The sequence below is a fragment of the Streptomyces albidicamelliae genome (assembly GCF_025642175.1).
Classification (GTDB): Bacteria; Actinomycetota; Actinomycetes; order Streptomycetales; family Streptomycetaceae; genus Streptomyces; species Streptomyces albidocamelliae.
The window spans coordinates 2,581,364-2,597,069 of sequence record NZ_CP106795.1; the positions used below are offsets into that span (position 1 = coordinate 2,581,364).

Annotated in this window: 15 protein-coding genes; 4 read left to right on the forward strand and 11 right to left on the reverse strand. The window is 69.7% G+C overall.

The window, feature by feature from the left end:
- Window positions 1-32: 32 nt before the first annotated feature.
- The 5 genes from trpD to ctaE all read right to left on the reverse strand — a co-directional run bounded on the left by trpD (window position 33) and on the right by ctaE (window position 5,400).
- Entirely contained in the window at window positions 33-1,097 is a 1,065-nt protein-coding gene (trpD, locus tag N8I86_RS11980) for an anthranilate phosphoribosyltransferase (RefSeq protein ID WP_073894101.1), read from the reverse strand.
- A 121-nt stretch (window positions 1,098-1,218) separates the two neighbouring features.
- Window positions 1,219-2,856 carry a cytochrome bc1 complex cytochrome b subunit gene (gene qcrB / locus N8I86_RS11985; protein WP_073893037.1) on the reverse strand — a complete coding sequence of 546 codons (1,638 nt, stop codon included), beginning with the start codon at window positions 2,854-2,856 and terminating at the stop codon, window positions 1,219-1,221.
- The gene (gene qcrA / locus N8I86_RS11990; RefSeq protein WP_073893040.1) at window positions 2,853-3,911 is read right to left on the reverse strand and encodes a cytochrome bc1 complex Rieske iron-sulfur subunit; all 1,059 of its coding nucleotides are present in this window, start codon (window positions 3,909-3,911) and stop codon (window positions 2,853-2,855) included. Before qcrA ends, qcrB begins: the two co-directional genes overlap by 4 nt.
- Window positions 3,908-4,720, reverse strand: coding sequence for a cytochrome bc1 complex diheme cytochrome c subunit (qcrC, locus tag N8I86_RS11995; protein WP_073893043.1), 813 nt, complete (start codon window positions 4,718-4,720; stop codon window positions 3,908-3,910). The genes qcrA and qcrC overlap by 4 nt, the downstream gene beginning before the upstream one ends.
- 59 nt (window positions 4,721-4,779) lie before the next feature.
- Complete coding sequence (gene ctaE, locus N8I86_RS12000) at window positions 4,780-5,400, reverse strand: aa3-type cytochrome oxidase subunit III (protein WP_014672235.1); 621 nt, start codon at window positions 5,398-5,400, stop codon at window positions 4,780-4,782.
- A 154-nt stretch (window positions 5,401-5,554) separates the two neighbouring features.
- Here ctaE and N8I86_RS12005 point away from each other — a divergent pair, with 154 nt between their 5' ends.
- On the forward strand, window positions 5,555-5,956 hold the full coding sequence (locus tag N8I86_RS12005) for a response regulator (protein ID WP_073893047.1): 402 nt from the start codon (window positions 5,555-5,557) through the stop codon (window positions 5,954-5,956).
- Between the two features lie 77 nt (window positions 5,957-6,033).
- Here the strand turns inward: N8I86_RS12005 and N8I86_RS12010 are convergent, their stop codons facing one another.
- The 4 genes from N8I86_RS12010 to ctaC all read right to left on the reverse strand — a co-directional run bounded on the left by N8I86_RS12010 (window position 6,034) and on the right by ctaC (window position 10,562).
- The gene (locus N8I86_RS12010) at window positions 6,034-7,296 is read right to left on the reverse strand and encodes a L,D-transpeptidase (RefSeq protein WP_073893050.1); all 1,263 of its coding nucleotides are present in this window, start codon (window positions 7,294-7,296) and stop codon (window positions 6,034-6,036) included.
- 172 nt (window positions 7,297-7,468) lie between these two features.
- Complete coding sequence (locus N8I86_RS12015) at window positions 7,469-7,867, reverse strand: cytochrome c oxidase subunit 4 (RefSeq protein ID WP_073893053.1); 399 nt, start codon at window positions 7,865-7,867, stop codon at window positions 7,469-7,471.
- A complete protein-coding gene (gene ctaD / locus N8I86_RS12020) occupies window positions 7,864-9,597 on the reverse strand; it encodes an aa3-type cytochrome oxidase subunit I (protein WP_093478285.1) in 1,734 nt (577 codons plus the stop codon). Before ctaD ends, N8I86_RS12015 begins: the two co-directional genes overlap by 4 nt.
- Complete coding sequence (ctaC, locus tag N8I86_RS12025; RefSeq protein ID WP_073893058.1) at window positions 9,594-10,562, reverse strand: aa3-type cytochrome oxidase subunit II; 969 nt, start codon at window positions 10,560-10,562, stop codon at window positions 9,594-9,596. Before ctaC ends, ctaD begins: the two co-directional genes overlap by 4 nt.
- A 302-nt stretch (window positions 10,563-10,864) precedes the next feature.
- Here ctaC and N8I86_RS12030 point away from each other — a divergent pair, with 302 nt between their 5' ends.
- Window positions 10,865-12,241 carry a cysteine desulfurase/sulfurtransferase TusA family protein gene (locus N8I86_RS12030; protein ID WP_263277751.1) on the forward strand — a complete coding sequence of 459 codons (1,377 nt, stop codon included), beginning with the start codon at window positions 10,865-10,867 and terminating at the stop codon, window positions 12,239-12,241.
- A gap of 16 nt (window positions 12,242-12,257) precedes the next feature.
- On the opposite strand, the gene N8I86_RS12035 is transcribed toward N8I86_RS12030, so the two are convergent.
- Window positions 12,258-13,232 (reverse strand): carbohydrate kinase family protein, encoded by a 975-nt coding sequence (locus tag N8I86_RS12035; protein WP_073893062.1) that lies wholly within the window; start codon window positions 13,230-13,232, stop codon window positions 12,258-12,260.
- A 129-nt stretch (window positions 13,233-13,361) separates the two neighbouring features.
- Between N8I86_RS12035 and N8I86_RS12040 the strand changes: the two genes are divergently transcribed.
- Window positions 13,362-13,571: a hypothetical protein gene (locus tag N8I86_RS12040; RefSeq protein ID WP_123438140.1), complete on the forward strand. Its 210-nt coding sequence runs from the start codon at window positions 13,362-13,364 to the stop codon at window positions 13,569-13,571.
- Window positions 13,572-13,672: 101 nt separating this feature from the next.
- Window positions 13,673-15,187, forward strand: a complete 1,515-nt coding sequence (locus N8I86_RS12045; RefSeq protein ID WP_263277752.1) for a hypothetical protein — start codon at window positions 13,673-13,675, stop codon at window positions 15,185-15,187.
- 93 nt (window positions 15,188-15,280) lie between these two features.
- On the opposite strand, the gene N8I86_RS12050 is transcribed toward N8I86_RS12045, so the two are convergent.
- A complete protein-coding gene (locus tag N8I86_RS12050; protein ID WP_023551351.1) occupies window positions 15,281-15,637 on the reverse strand; it encodes an iron-sulfur cluster assembly accessory protein in 357 nt (118 codons plus the stop codon).
- Between the last annotated feature and the right edge of the window lie 69 nt (window positions 15,638-15,706).

The following is a 15,706-nucleotide window of genomic DNA, read 5'->3' on the forward strand; positions in this document are numbered from 1 at the left end:
CGGACCGCGCCCCGCGTGCGCGCCGGCCGGGCTCAGGTGTTGCTCGCTGCCACCCAGCGCTCCAGCGACCGCTTGGCCGCGCCCGAGTCGATCGACTCCCGGGCCTCGGCCATGCCGGCGCGCAGCTGGTCGGCGAGGGGCGCGTCCGTCGGCCGGAGGGCGGCGAGCGCGGCGGCCGAGTTCAGCAGCACGGCGTCCCGCACCGGGCCCTGCTCGCCGTCCAGCAGCCGACGGGCCACCGCCGCGTTGTAGACGGCGTCGGCGCCGCGCAGGGCCTCCACGGGGACCAGCTCGATGCCGACGTCACGGGGGTCGAACGTCTCCTCGGTGACCTTGCCGTCCCGGACCACCCACACCTTGGAGGTGGCGGTGACGGTCAGCTCGTCCAGGCCGTCGTCGCCGCGGAAGACCAGCGCGGAGTTGCCGCGCTCGGCGAGGACACCGGCGACGATCGGCGCCATCCGCGGGTCGGCGACCCCGACGGCCTGCGCGCGCACCTTGGCCGGGTTGGTCAGCGGGCCGAGCACGTTGAACGTCGTCCGGATGCCCAACTGCCCGCGCGCGGCGGCCACGTGGCGCAGCGAGGGGTGGAACTTCACCGCGAAGCAGATGGTGATGCCGGCTTCCTGGGCGACCTCGGCGACCCGCTTCGGGGTCAGGTTCAGGTTGATGCCGAGCTTCTCCAGGACGTCGGAGGAGCCGGAGGCGGAGGACGCGGCACGGTTGCCGTGCTTGACGACCTGCGCGCCGGTGCCGGCGACGACGATCGAGGACATGGTGGAGATGTTCACGGTCTTGGCGCCGTCGCCGCCGGTGCCGACGATGTCGACGGCCGGCCCGGGCACCTCGATCACGTTGGCGTGCTCGTACATCGTCCGGACGAGTCCGGTGATCTCCTGGACCGTCTCGCCCTTGGCCCGCAGCGCGACCATGAATCCGGCGATCTGCGCGTCGGTCGCCTCGCCTCGCATGATCAGGTCCATCGCCCACGCGGTCTCGTCGGCGGAGAGGTCACGGCCGTCCAGCAGCCCGTTCAGCAGGGCGGGCCAGGAACGGCCCGCCGCGGTGTCGCCTCCAGCGGGGGTCACAGCGCTCATCAGCCGCTCCTCGTACACAGTCCTGCCAGGTCGTACACCACCCTATCCAGCCCGGAGCACGGCGAAGGGCCCCGTCCGCAACCCGGACGGGGCCCTTCAGCGTGGCGTGGCGACGCGGGGATCAGTGGTGGCCGTGGCCGCTCGTGATCTCCTTGTACTCGTCCACGGTCGGCTTCGGGATCTGGTTGTCCTCGCCGTAGTAGGCGTTGGACAGCTTCGCCCGCAGCTTCTGCGTGGCCGGCACCTTGCGCTCGACACCGTTCGCGTCGACCGTCGGGCCGATCTCGGCCGGCGCGTACTGGTTGTGCGCGGTGAGCGTGTGCAGCTGCTCCTGGCTGAGCGGCTCGTGGACCTCGATGAACTCACCGTGCGGCAGCCGCTTGATGATGCCGGTCTCGCGGCCGTGCAGCACCTTCTCGCGGTCACGGCGCTGCAGACCCAGGCAGATCCGCTTGGTGACGATGAACGCGATGACCGGTCCGGCGAAGAACGAGATCCGGACGAACCAGGTGACGTCGTTGATCGACAGGTGGAAGTGGGTGGCGAAGAGGTCGTTGCCACCACCGACCAGACCGACCATGTACACGGTGACCCAGGCGACACCGAAGGCGGTGCGGGTCGGGGCGTTGCGCGGGCGGTCCAGGATGTGGTGCTCGCTCTTGTCGCCGGTGACCCAGGACTCGATGAACGGGTACACCGCGATCGCCGCCAGGACGACACCGAAGAGCACCAGCGGGATGAACACGCCCAGCACGAGCGTGTGACCCCAGAAGTTGATCTCCCAGCCCGGCATGTAGCGGACGAGACCCTCGGCGAAGCCCATGTACCAGTCGGGCTGGGCGCCGGTGGACACCTGGTCCGGGCGGTAGGGGCCCATGGCCCAGATCGGGTTGATCTGGGTGACCGCGGCGATGGCCGCGATGACACCGAAGACCAGGAAGAAGAAGCCTCCGGCCTTGGCCATGTAGACGGGCAGCAGCGGCATGCCGACGACGTTCTTGTTGGTCTTTCCGGGACCCGCGAACTGCGTGTGCTTGTGGTAGAAGACCAGGATCAGGTGGCCGACGACCAGACCGAGCATGATGCCCGGCAGCAGCAGGATGTGGATCGAGTAGAACCGGGCCACGAAGTCGTGGCCGGGGAACTCGCCGCCGAACAGGAACATCGAGATGTACGTGCCGACGATCGGCATCGACAGGATGGCGCCCTCGGTGAAGCGGACACCGGTGCCGGAGAGCAGGTCGTCCGGGAGCGAGTAACCGGTGAAACCGGTGAACATGCCGAGGACGAACAGCAGGAAGCCGAACAGCCAGTTGATCTCACGCGGCTTGCGGAACGCGCCGGTGAAGAACACGCGCATCATGTGCACGAACATGCCGGCGAGGAAGATCAGCGCGGCCCAGTGGTGGATCTGCCGGATGAGCAGACCACCGCGCACGTCGAAGGAGATGTGCAGGGTCGAGTTGAACGCCTCGGACATCAGCTGTCCCTGGAGCGGGACGTAGCTGCCGTGGTACTCCACCTCGTTCATCGACGGGTGGAAGAACAGCGTCAGGTACACACCCGTCAGGATGATGATGATGAAGCTGTAGAGGCAGACCTCACCCAACATGAACGACCAGTGGTCGGGGAAGATCTTGCGCATGTTGGCCTTGGCCAGGGAGTAGATCCCGAGCCGGCTGTCGGCCCAGTCGGCGACGCGCTCGCCGGCCGGCGCCTTCCCGCGCGAGCGGGGTGCTTCGTTCGGTTCAGTACTCATCCGCGCTCCCAGAATGCAGGACCGACGGGCTCCTCGAAGTCGCCGAGCGCCTGGAGGTAACCCTCACTGTCCACGCCGATGCGCAGCTGCGGCAGGGCGTGGCCGGCGGGGCCGAAGATCACTCGGGCGCCGTCGGAGAGGTCGAAGGTGGACTGGTGGCACGGGCACAGCACGTGGTGCGTCTGCTGCTCGTACAGGGAGATCGGGCAGCCGACGTGGGTGCAGATCTTGGAGAAGGCGACCACGCCTTCGTGCGACCAGTCGAGTTCGCGCTTGTCCTTGATGTTGCCCGGCTGCAGCCGGACGATCATCAGCGCCGCCTTGGCGATCTCGTTCTGGAAGTCCTCGCTGGCCTCCTCCAGCCCGTCGGGCTTGGCGAAGGTGAGCGAGCCGACGGCGACGTCCTCGGGACGCAGCGGCAGGTTGGTGTTCATGTTGACCAGGCGCTTGCCCTTGGCCCACATGGTGTGGCGGAGCTTGGTCCCGGGCGCGGGGCCGAGACCGCCGAGCAGCATGACGCCGGAGAGCGGCACCAGGGCCAGCGCGCCGAACATGGTGGTGCGGATCAGCTTGCGGCGGCCGATCGCCGACTCCTTGGCACCCTCGGCGAAGTCCGCGTGGACCTTCGCCCGGACCTCGGGGGAGGCCGCGATCGGGTGACGGTCGTCGGCGACCTCCACGTCGGACATCAGGGTGCGGGCCCAGTGGACCGCGCCCGCGCCGATGCAGAACAGCGCCACGCCGAGGGTGAGACCCAGCGCGAAGTTCATCGCGCTGATGTGCCCGATCGGGAAGACGAAGATCGACTTGTCGTTCGGGATCACCAGGTACGAGACGATGAAGCCGATGGTGGCCAGCATCGACACCGTGAACATCAGGGCGACCGCGCGCTCGGACCGCCGGGCGGCCCGCTCGTCGACGTCCTGGATCCGGTGCTCGTGCGGGGGCAGCCCCGGGTCCGCGAACGGGTTCACCTCGTCGGCGACCCCCACCGCGCCGTGCGCGTGGTCCTGCGCTGCGGGCAGGTTCTCTTCTGGAATGTCTTGGCTACTCATGACTTCTTGGCCTTTGCGGTCCGAGCGGCGACCCAGACGGCGACCGCGATCAGCGCGCCGAGTCCGAAGATCCAGGCGAACAGACCCTCACTGACCGGCCCGATGCCGCCCAGCTCCAGACCGCCGGGGTTCGTCGTCTCGCTGCTGTCGACCGCGTGCAGGTACGCGATGATGTCCTTCTTGTTCTTCTCCGTCAGCGTGGTGTCGGGGAAGGACGGCATGTTCTGCGGGCCGGTCTGCATGGCCTCGTAGATGTGCTTCGGGTCGACGCCCTCGAGGGTCGGGGCGTACTTGCCCTTGGTGAGGGCACCGCCCTTGCCGGTGAAGTTGTGGCACTGCGCGCAGTTGGTGCGGAACAGCTCGCCACCCTTGGCGATGTCCGCGCCTTCCGGACCGTACTGCTCACTGGTGGGCACGTTCGGACCGGCGCCCAGCGACGCGATGTACGCGGCGAGCTGGTCGATCTGCGTCTGCGTGTAGACGACCTTCTTGCTCGGGATCTGCGCCATCTGGGAGGACGAGGCCGGCATGCGGCCGGTGCCCACCTGGAAGTCGACCGCGGCGGCGCCGACGCCGACCAGGCTCGGGCCGTCGGAGGAGCCCTGGCCACCGGTGCCGTGGCAGCTGGCGCAGCCGACAGCGTAGAGCTTCTTGCCCTCCTTGATGGTCAGGGACTGGGAGGTCTCATCGGCCTGCGCCTTGCCCGCGGGCGCGAACGCGGCGTACAGCCCCCCAGTGGCCGCCAGCGCGAGGAGTAGGACGACGACCGCCGCCAGCGGATGGCGTCGTCGTGCGGAGAGCTTTTTCACGGATTACCCCGGTGTCAGGATCTTCTGCGTCGGTGCTTCTGGATGTGCGGGAGGTCCCGCTACTTGATCAGGTAGATCGTGGCGAAAAGGCCGATCCAGACGACATCGACGAAGTGCCAGTAGTAGGACACGACGATGGCGGCGGTCGCCTGCTCGTGAGTGAACCTCTTGGCCATGTATGTACGGCCGAGGACCAGCAGGAAGGCGATGAGACCGCCCGTCACGTGCAGGCCGTGGAAGCCGGTGGTCAGGTAGAACACCGAGCCGTACGGGTCGGAGGACAGCGAGATGCCGTCCTTCTTCACCAGCTCCGTGTACTCGTAGATCTGACCGCCGATGAAGATCGCACCCATGATGAAGGTGAGGATGAACCAGCCACGGAGCTTCTTCACATCGCCGCGCTCGGCGGCGAACACGCCGAGCTGGCACGTGAGGGAGGAGAGCACCAGGATCGTGGTGTTCGTGGCGGAGAAGGGCACATTCAGTGCCTCCGCCATCTCCTTCCAGTGGGCCGGTCCGGTCACCGACCGGAGGGTGAAGTACATCGCGAAGAGGGCCGCGAAGAACATCAGCTCGGAACTCAGCCAGATGATGGTTCCGACGCTGGTGAGGTTCGGCCGGTTGACCGACGGGTGCGCGTGCCCGGTTTCTACTGTCGTTGCTGTCGCCACGACCGACATTATGTCGGTCGCTTATCCCGCCCTCACTCCGGGGGGTGCCGTTCGGAGTGTTGCTGCCCGCCGAACCGGTGCTGACGTGGTGTTCATGGGAGTAACATCCGCCCAAACGGCCCTGTCCGTCCCGTCCGTACGACGCCGACGTCCCGGAGGAACAATGCAGCCGACCGCCACGGTGCTGGTCTACAGCGACGACTCCAACACCCGCGAGCAAGTACGGCTCGCCGCCGGCCGGCGGCCCGCTCCGGACGTGCCGCAGGTCGAGTTCCTGGAGTGCGCGACGCCCGCCGCGGTGCTGAGCGAGCTGGACAAGGGCGGCATCGACGTCTGCGTGCTCGACGGCGAGGCCGTGCCGATGGGGGGCATGGGGGTGTGCCGGCAGATCAAGGACGAGGTCTTCGACTGCCCGCCCGTGCTGCTGCTGATGGGCCGCCCCCAGGACGCCTGGCTGGCCACCTGGAGCCGCGCGGACGCCGCCGTCACCCTTCCGGTGGACCCGGTGGAGTTCGCCGCCTCGCTGGCCTCCCTGCTGCGCCGCAAGCGCCTGCAGAGCGCCTAGGAGAGCGGGGCGCGAGGTCGCGCGGCCGCCGGTCCGTCCCGGCTCGCCGCGCCGCTCCCCGCGCCCCTCCAGGGCGTTCACACGGCCGTCGGCCGCAGTCTCACCGCGTCGCCCGGAGTCGGGCCGCCCGAGGTGCCGGCGGCCAGGGCGCTGCCCGTGCGCCACTTCGTCCAGTCGACGTTCCAGTCGCCGAAGCCGTTGCCGAACGGCTCCATCTCGTGGCCGCCCGAGTTCACGACCTTGACGATGTCGCCCTCACGGACGTTGTCGAAGAACCACTCGGCGTTGGACGTGCTCATACCGGTGCAGCCGTGGCTCACGTTGGCGTACCCCTGCGAGCCCACCGACCAGGGGGCGGCGTGGACGTACTCGCCGGACCAGGTGACCCGGGTGGCGTAGTAGACCGGCAGGTCGTAGGAGTCGGAGCTGCCCTCGGCGATGCCCACGGTGGTGCCGCGCATCCGTACGAAGTACTGCTTCTCCAGCACGACCTTGACGCCGTTGCGGGTCTCGAAGCCGGGCTTGCCGGTGGTGACGGGGATCTGCTCGACCTGCTTGCCGTTCTTGTAGTAGGTGAGCTGGTGCGCCGCGGCGTCCGTGACCACCTCGACCTTGTCGCCGGTGGTGATCTTCAGCGCCTTCGACTTGGCGCCCCACAGCCGGTCGCCGATCCGTACGCCGTCCAGGTTGCTGTGCACCTGGATGGTGGCGTGCTCGGGCCAGTACTCCTTGGGCCGGTAGTGGAGTTCCTTGTCGCTGACCCAGTACCAGGAGCCCTGCACGGCCGGCACGGAGTCCACCCTGAGGGCCCGCTCCACGACGGCCCGCTGGGCCTTGTCCTTGATCTCCTGGCCGAGCATGGCGGTGATGGGCTGCCCGACGCCGTACTCGCCCGCGTCCGGGCCGAACGTGACGGCCAGGGTCTTCTTGCTGGTGGGCTTGCTGGTGTCGAACTCGAGGACCTTGCGGCCGGGTGCGCCGTCGTCGTCCTCGGTGCTCACGGAGACCGTGTAGTGGGCGTTGGCGGCCAGCGGGGACGTACTGTGCCAGCGGCTGCCGTCGGCCGCGAGTTCGCCCGCCACGAAGCGCCCTGTGGAGTCCTGGGCGGTGACGTCCGTGATGCGGCCGTCGCCGCTCTCGGCCGTGATCTCCAGGGGCTTGTCCGGATCGGCCCGCTTCCCCGCCTCGGTGGGGCCGTTGAAGGAGATCTGGTCCGCTGCGTCGTACGGCTTGGCCGACAGGGGGTTGCCGTCCGGACCGCAAGCGGTGACGCCCGCACCTAGGGCGGCCACCAGCAGGGTGCAGCTGACGACGGTGCGGGTCCGCGGAAGTCGGTTCATATGATCACGCTATGAGGTGCTGACCGTACCGGCACGGCGGGTAACTCGTACGGGGGACGGACGCTACGGCAAAGGACGGTCCCCCCGGTTGCGGGGGCCGTCCGGCCGCGAACGACGGGAGCCCGGACCCCCCTGATGGAGGGTCCGGGCTCCCGGCACATGCGCTCGCGTGCTACTGGGTGCGGTTCTCACCGTGGTAGTACTCGAACACCCAGCCGAACAGGCCGAGCATGATGATCGGCGCCGCGAAGTAGATCAGCCACCAGCCGACCGCGATGCTGAGGAAGGCGATCGCGCCGCCCGCGCCCAGCATGAGCGGCTGCCAGCTGTGCGGGCTGAAGAAGCCCAGCTCGCCCGCGTCGTCGGCGACGTCCGCCTCTTTGTCGTCCTGCGCGCCGGCGTCCACCCGACGGGCGGTGAAGCCCAGGTAGAAGCCGATCATGACGGACAGGCCGAAGGCCAGGAAGAGTGCGGTGGTACCGGCCGGCTCCTTCGACCACACGCCGTACACGACGGCCATGATCAGGATGAAGAAGCTCAGCCAGATGAACATCCGGCCCTGGATCTTCACTTGCCGGCCTCCTTGCTGCCCGCGATGGCTGCGCCGTGACCGGCGTGCTCAAGCTGCTCCAGCGCGGCGATCTCGGGGTGGTGCAGGTCGAACGCCGGGGATTCGCTGCGGATCCGCGGCAGGGTGAGGAAGTTGTGCCGTGGCGGCGGGCAGGAGGTCGCCCACTCCAGCGAACGGCCGTAGCCCCACGGGTCGTCCACGCCGACCGGCTTGCCGTACTTGGCCGTCTTCCACACGTTGTAGAGGAACGGCAGGATCGACAGGCCGAGCAGGAACGAGCTGATCGTCGAGATCGTGTTCAGGGCGGTGAAGCCGTCGGCCGCCAGGTAGTCGGCGTACCGGCGCGGCATGCCCTCGGCACCCAGCCAGTGCTGCACCAGGAACGTGCCGTGGAAGCCGACGAACAGCGTCCAGAACGTGATCTTGCCGAGGCGCTCGTCGAGCATCTTGCCGGTCATCTTCGGCCACCAGAAGTGGAAGCCGGAGAACATCGCGAAGACGACGGTGCCGAACACCACGTAGTGGAAGTGCGCCACCACGAAGTACGAGTCCGAGACGTGGAAGTCCATCGGCGGCGAGGCCAGGATGACACCGGTCAGACCACCGAAGGTGAAGGTGATCAGGAAGCCGACCGCCCAGAGCATCGGTGTCTCGAAGGACAGCGAGCCCTTCCACATCGTGCCGATCCAGTTGAAGAACTTCACGCCGGTCGGTACGGCGATGAGGAACGTCATGAAGGAGAAGAACGGCAGCAGCACTCCGCCGGTGACGTACATGTGGTGGGCCCACACCGTCACGGACAGACCGGCGATCGCGATGGTCGCGGCGATCAGACCCATGTAGCCGAACATCGGCTTGCGGGAGAAGACCGGGATGACCTCGGAGATGATGCCGAAGAACGGCAGCGCGATGATGTACACCTCTGGATGGCCGAAGAACCAGAAGAGGTGTTGCCACAGCAGGGCGCCGCCGTTGGCGGCGTCGAAGACGTGGGCGCCGAATTTACGGTCCGCCTCCAGGGCGAACAGCGCGGCCGCGAGGACCGGGAAGGCCAGCAGCACCAGGACGGCCGTCAGCAGCACGTTCCACACGAAGATCGGCATGCGGAACATGGTCATGCCCGGCGCGCGCATGCAGATGATCGTGGTGATGAAGTTGACGGCGCCGAGGATGGTGCCGAAGCCGGAGAAGGCCAGACCCATGATCCACAGGTCGGCACCCAGACCCGGGCTGCGGACCGCGTCCGACAGCGGGGAGTAGGCGAACCAGCCGAAGTCGGCCGCGCCCTGCGGGGTGAGGAAGCCACCGACCGCGATGGACGAGCCGAACAGGTAGAGCCAGTAGGCGAACATGTTCAGCCGCGGGAACGCCACGTCGGGCGCGCCGATCTGCAGCGGCATGATCCAGTTCGTGAAACCGGCGAACAGCGGCGTCGCGAACATCAGCAGCATGATCGTGCCGTGCATCGTGAACGCCTGGTTGAACTGCTCGTTCGACATGATCTGCAGACCCGGCCGGGCCAGCTCGGCGCGCATCAGCAGCGCCATGACGCCACCGATCAGGAAGAACGCGAACGAGGTGACCAGATAGAGCGTGCCGATCGTCTTGTGGTCGGTGGTCGTCAGCCACTTCACCACGAGATTTCCGGGCTGCTTGCGCCTGACCGGCAGCTCGTTCTCGTACGAGTCCTCAGCTGCCGCGGCACCCTGGGGTTCGTTGAGGATGCTCACAGGTTGTTCGTCTCCCGGTTCTTCTCGTGCGGCGTCTGCGCGATGCCGGCGGGAATGTAACCGGTCTGCCCCTTCTTGGCGAGGTCCTTGAGGTGCTGCTCGTAGCGCTCGGGGGAGACGACCTTCACGTTGAACAGCATCCGGGAGTGGTCGACGCCGCAGAGTTCGGCGCACTTGCCGAGGAAGGTGCCCTCCTTGTTGGGGGTCACCTGGAAGGCGTTGGTGTGGCCCGGGATGACGTCCTGCTTCATGAGGAACGGCACCACCCAGAAGGAGTGGATGACGTCACGCGAGGTCAGGACGAAGCGGACCGTCTTGCCCTTGGGGAGCCACAGCGTCGGACCGGGGTTGCCGGTCTGCGGGTTCCGCGTGCCGGGCGTACCGACGTCGTAGACACCGCCGGCGTTGGCCGGGAAGGCGTCCCTGAACCGGTCCGGAACGGCGGCCAGGTTCTTGTCGGTCTTCGCGTTGCCCGTGCTTCCGGGAACGTCCGCGATGTAGTTGAAGCCCCAGCTCCACTGGAAGCCGACCACGTTGACCGTGACGTCGGGCTTCTTGTCGGTGAGGCTGAGCAGCTTCGTCTCGTCCCGGGCCGTGAAGTAGAAGAGCACCGAGATGATGATGATCGGGACCACCGTGTACAGGGCCTCGATCGGCATGTTGTACCGGGTCTGCGGAGGTACCTCGACCTTGGTGCGGCTGCGCCGGTGGAAGAAAGCACTCCACAGGATCAGGCCCCACACCAGCACGCCGACGGCGAGCGCAGCCGCCCAGGAACCCTGCCACAGGGAGAGGATCCGCGGAGCCTCTTCCGTGGTCGGGGTGGGCATACCAAGGCGGGGGAAGTCTTCCCAGTTGTACGAGCAACCGGTGGCTGTCGCCAAGACCAGGCCCGCGGTCAGTGCCTGCAGCAGCTTCCGCCGCATCGGGCGCCGCGGCGAGCGGTCGGAGCCGTTGGGACTCACGTAGCGCCTTCCCGAGAGTCTCGCCCGCGCTGTACGGCTGCGGCCTTCTCGCTGGTCGGTCGCCGCCCTGCGTCGGGCAGGGGTTTGGATGTTTATGCGGACCAAACCCTAGCCGACGCCCTCCAGGGGTTCGCGGGGAGGGGGGCATACGCGTCGCCTGTCACTCGGTCGGGGAGGCGATGGGCGCCTATTGGCTCGGGTTGTCGCGGTTTGGCGTCCCGGCGCGGGACGCGTCGTGGCTGGTCGCGCCGTTCTCCGCGCCCCCGGGTGGGCCGGTCCCACCGAAGTCTTAACGTTGCCCTGTGGCCTACTTCGACGCAGCTTCCGCCGCCCCTCTCCACCCCGTGGCCCGCCAGGCGTTGCTGGCCTCGCTGGACGACGGGTGGGCCGATCCCGCCCGGCTGTACCGGGAGGGCCGCAAGGCGCGGATGCTGCTGGACGCGGCGCGCGAGGCGGCGGCGGAGGCCGTGGGCTGCCGGGCCGACGAGATGGTCTTCACTCCGTCGGGGACGAGGGCCGTACACACGGGCGTCGCGGGCGCGTTGGCCGGCCGGCGCCGGACCGGACGCCACCTGATCGTGTCCGCCGTCGAACACTCCTCCGTGCTCCATTCGGCTGAAGTGTTCGAGGCGGCGGGGGGAACGGTCGACCGGGTGGCCGTCGGCCGGGGCGGGGCCGTGGACGCCGCCGGCTACTCCGCCGCCCTTCGCGCGGACACCGCGCTGGCCGTGCTCCAGTCGGCCAACCACGAGGTGGGGACCGTGCAGCCGGTGGCCGAGGTGGCCGGGATCTGCCGGGCGGCCGGGGTGCCCCTGCTGGTGGACGCGGCGCAGTCGCTGGGCTGGGGGCCCGTCGAGGGCGACTGGTCGCTGCTGACGGCCAGTGCGCACAAGTGGGGCGGGCCGTCCGGGGTCGGGCTGCTCGTCGTCCGCAAGGGCGTGCGGTTCGCGGCCCAAGGGCCGGTGGACGAGCGGGAGTCGGGGCGGGCCGCGGGTTTCGAGAACATCCCGGCGATCGTGGCGGCCGTGGCCTCCCTGCGCGCGGTGCGGGCCGAGGCGGACCAGGAGGCGGTACGGCTGCGGGAGCTGACGGCACGGATCCGGACGCGGGTGCCGGAACTGGTGCCGGACGTGGAGGTGGTGGGCGACGCCCGGCGGCGGCTGCCGGGCATCGTCACCTTCTCCTGTCTCTATGTCGACGGAGAGGCGCTGCTGCACGAGCTGGACCGGGCGGGGTTCTCCGTCTCGTCCGGGTCCTCGTGCACGAGCAGCACGCTGACGCCGAGCCATGTGCTGCGGGCGATGGGCGTGCTGAGCGAGGGGAACGTCCGGGTCTCGCTGCCCATGGGGGTGGCCGAGGCGGACGTCGAGCGGTTCCTGGACGTGCTGCCGGGGGCCGTCGCGTCCGTCCGGGAGAAGCTGGGCGCACCGGCGCCGGCCACCCGGGTGCGCGCCGCGGAGCTGGTCGTCGACTCCCTCGGCAAACGCTGCCCGATTCCCGTCATCGAGCTGGCCAAGGTGATCGGGGAGGTGCCGGTGGGCGGCACGGTGCGGGTGCTCTCCGACGACGAGGCCGCACGGCTGGACATCCCGGCCTGGTGCGAGATGCGCGGGCAGGAGTACCTGGGCGAGGAGCCGGCGGAGCGCGGTACGGCGTACCTGGTCCGCCGGCTCGGCTGAGCGCCCGGGGAGCGTCCTAGCGCAGGTGGGCGCGGACCTCTTCGGCCGCCTCGTCGCCGTACGCCTTGGTGAACCGCTCCATGAAGTGGCCGCGCCGCAGCTGGTACTCCTGCGTGCCGACGGTCTCGATGACGAGCGTCGCGAGCATGCAGCCCACCTGGGCGGCGCGCTCCAGGGAGACGCCCCACGTGAGGCCGGACAGGAAGCCGGCGCGGAAGGCGTCGCCGACGCCGGTCGGGTCGGCCTTGCGCTCCTCCTCGGGGCAGCCGACCTCGATCGGGTCCTCGCCGTGGCGCTCGATGCGCACACCGCGCGCGCCGAGGGTGGTGACGCGGTGGCCGACCTTGGACAGGATCTCGGCGTCGGTCCAGCCGGTCTTGGTCTCGATGAGGCCCTTCTCGTACTCGTTCGAGAACAGGTACGTGGCGCCGTCCAGCAGTATCCGGATCTCCTCGCCCTCCATGCGGGCGATCTGCTGGGAGAAGTCGGCGGCGAAGGGGATCTCGCGGGAGCGGCACTCCTCCGTGTGGCGGAGCATCGCCTCCGGGTCGTCGGCGCCGATGAGGACCAGGTCGAGACCGCCGACGCGGTCGGCCACCGTCTTGAGCTCGATGAGGCGGGCCTCGCTCATCGCGCCGGTGTAGAAGGAGCCGATCTGGTTGTGGTCGGCGTCGGTGGTGCACACGAAGCGGGCGGTGTGCAGGGTCTCCGAGATGCGGACGGAGTCGGTGTCGACGCCGTGCCGCTCCAGCCAGGCGCGGTACTCGTCGAAGTCGAAGCCCGCGGCGCCGACCAGGACCGGCTGGGTGCCGAGCTGGCCCATGCCGAAGGCGATGTTCGCGCCGACGCCGCCCCGGCGCACGTCGAGGTTGTCCACCAGGAAGGAGAGCGAGACCGTGTGCAGCTGGTCCGCGACGAACTGGTCGGCGAAACGGCCGGGGAAGGTCATGAGGTGGTCGGTGGCGATGGAGCCCGTGACTGCGATGCGCACGTCGGCATTCTCCTGCGGGAGGGTGGGTTGACAGTTCACGCTACCTGTTGGTGGGGCGGCACTGAAGCTGACAAAACTACCCGATAGTAGATCTTTCTTCGCGAGCCGGAACATGCCTACGGTGCCGTCATGACAAACCCCAGGGTCAACTTCACCCCCCCGGCCGACCTCGAGGGCGACCTCGCCGTACTGCGCGGCGACTGTGCCCGGATGGCTCCGCACTGGGTGGTTCCCGAGCACGGCACGTCTCGGCCGGTACCTCCGTCCCTCATCCACGGGGTGACGGTGCCGGCCCGGTCCGCACGACTGCTGGACGCGATGTCCGACTACGGCGACTGACCCGCGGGGCGCGTTCACGCGGGGAACCGCGCGCTCCTCTCCCGCGTCCCATCGGCGTCCCCCGCGCAGGGGATGCGGGACACGACGCGAGGAGCGATGCGGTGAACACCGAGCGGCCTGAGAACTCCGGCGAGGCGCAGGAGCCGGAGGTGTCCGGGGAAGGTGCGGCCGAGGAGCCGCGGGTCGGCGACGACCGGGCGGGCGAGCGGTCCGCACGGCGCCGCACCCCACTCGTCGCGGCCTCCGTCGCCGCGGCGGTCCTGCTGGTCGGCGGGGGCGGCGCGTACCTCGCCGCGCACGGCGGCCCGGACGGCCGTACGCACGCGGGTGCTCCCGGTGGCGGTGGCACTCCCCCGCCGCTGGCCCTGGACGGTTCCTCCGCGGGCTCGCACGGCATCGCGCCCGGCGAGCCGGACCCGAACGGGACGACCTACACCGTCCGGGGCGAGCTGCCCGACGGGCCGGACGCGGCGCCGGTGTACGCGCCGCCGGGACGGGTCGGCAAGGAGGCCGTGGTGCGTCTGGCGCGGGCGCTGGGCATCGACGCGGCCCCGGTGGACGAGGGGCGGACCTGGCGGGTCGGCGGCAAGGACGGTTCGGGGCCGAGCCTCCGGGTGGACCGGGACGCGCCCGGCAGCTGGACCTACAGCCGGTACGCGCCGGGCACCGACGACTGCAAGAAGGGGCCCCTGTGCGCGCACGGCCCGGTGGGTCCCACCGGCGGCCCGTCGAGCGAGGCGGCCGCCGAGAAGGCCGCGGCCCCGGTGCTGCGGGCGGCCGGCCTGGACGGCGCGAAGCTCGACGCGAGCCGGGTGCTGGGCACCCAGCGGGTGGTCGACGCGGACCCGGTGGTCGGCGGGCTGCCCACGTACGGCTGGACGACGGGCCTGACCGTCGGCCGCACGGGTGAGGTGGTCGGCGGCCACGGGCTGCTGGGCACGCCGGTGAAGGGCGACACGTACCCCGTCCTGGACGCGCGCCGGACGCTGGAGCTGATGAACGGGGCGGCGAGGACCGGTCACCGGATGGGGATCGGCGGGTGCGCGACCCCGGTGCCGGCGAAGGACCGGCTGGAGCAGCCGTGCGGCGCGGCCACCGGGGCGCCCAAGCGGGCGGCGGGCACGGCCACGGTCGAGAAGGCGGTGTTCGGGCTGGCCGCCCACGCGGTGGACGGGCGGCAGGCGCTGGTGCCGTCCTGGCTGTTCGAGGTGCGGGGGGCGGCGGCCCCGGAGACGTTCACCGTGACGTACCCGGCGGTCGATCCGAAGTACCTGCGGTCGAGCCGGTCGGCCCCCGCCACGGGACCGTCCGCGGCGCCGGGCGGCACCCGGGACGTGAAGGTGACGGGCTACACGGGCGAGGGCCGGGAGCTGACCGTGAGCTTCTTCGGCGGGGTGTGCGCCGACTACACGGCCTCGGCGCGGGAGAGCGGCGGCCGGGTGACGGTCTCGGTGACCGAGAAGCCCTGGCCGGACAAGGTGTGCGTCCTGATCGCCAAGGAGTACGTGAAGACCGTACGGCTGGACGCGCCGCTGGACGGCCGGACCGTGGTCGGTGCCGACGGCGGGCGGATCGCGCGGACGAAGCCGGGGGCGCTGCGGCCGCAGACCGGCTGAACGGGGCGCACGGCACCCCGCGGCAGACGAAGGCGGCGGCCCCGCACAGGGGACCGCCGCCTTCTCCGTCGGGCCGTGGGCCGGCCGGGCGGCTCAGCTGAAGGAGTCGCCGCAGGCGCAGGAGCCGGTCGCGTTCGGGTTGTCGATCGTGAAGCCCTGCTTCTCGATCGTGTCCACGAAGTCGACGGTGGCGCCGCCCAGGTACGGAGCGCTCATGCGGTCGGTGACGACCTTGACCCCGCCGAAGTCCTTCTCCACGTCGCCGTCGAGCGAGCGCTCGTCGAAGAAGAGCTGGTAGCGCAGGCCGGAGCAGCCGCCGGGCTGGACGGCGACGCGCAGGGCGAGGTCGTCACGGCCTTCCTGGTCGAGCAGGGCCTTGACCTTGGCCGCGGCGGCGTCGGTCAGGATGATGCCGTCGGTGACGGTGGTGGTCTCGTCCGATACGGACATCTACATCTCTCCCGGGTTGTACGGAGACTGCTTGCCGACGAGTGCAACCGGCGCTTCCGCGGATTCATT

Bases quoted from the DNA above. Each gene is read 5' to 3' on its own strand.
- trpD (WP_073894101.1), bottom strand. From the start codon at position 1,097: ATGAGCGCTGTGACCCCCGCTGGAGGCGACACCGCGGCGGGCCGTTCC.
- N8I86_RS12040 (WP_123438140.1), top strand. From the start codon at position 13,362: ATGACAAACCCCAGGGTCAACTTCACCCCCCCGGCCGACCTCGAGGGC.
- N8I86_RS12005 (WP_073893047.1), top strand. From the start codon at position 5,555: ATGCAGCCGACCGCCACGGTGCTGGTCTACAGCGACGACTCCAACACC.
- qcrA (WP_073893040.1), bottom strand. From the start codon at position 3,911: ATGAGTAGCCAAGACATTCCAGAAGAGAACCTGCCCGCAGCGCAGGAC.
- ctaE (WP_014672235.1), bottom strand. From the start codon at position 5,400: ATGTCGGTCGTGGCGACAGCAACGACAGTAGAAACCGGGCACGCGCAC.
- N8I86_RS12050 (WP_023551351.1), bottom strand. From the start codon at position 15,637: ATGTCCGTATCGGACGAGACCACCACCGTCACCGACGGCATCATCCTG.
- N8I86_RS12010 (WP_073893050.1), bottom strand. From the start codon at position 7,296: ATGAACCGACTTCCGCGGACCCGCACCGTCGTCAGCTGCACCCTGCTG.
- qcrB (WP_073893037.1), bottom strand. From the start codon at position 2,856: ATGAGTACTGAACCGAACGAAGCACCCCGCTCGCGCGGGAAGGCGCCG.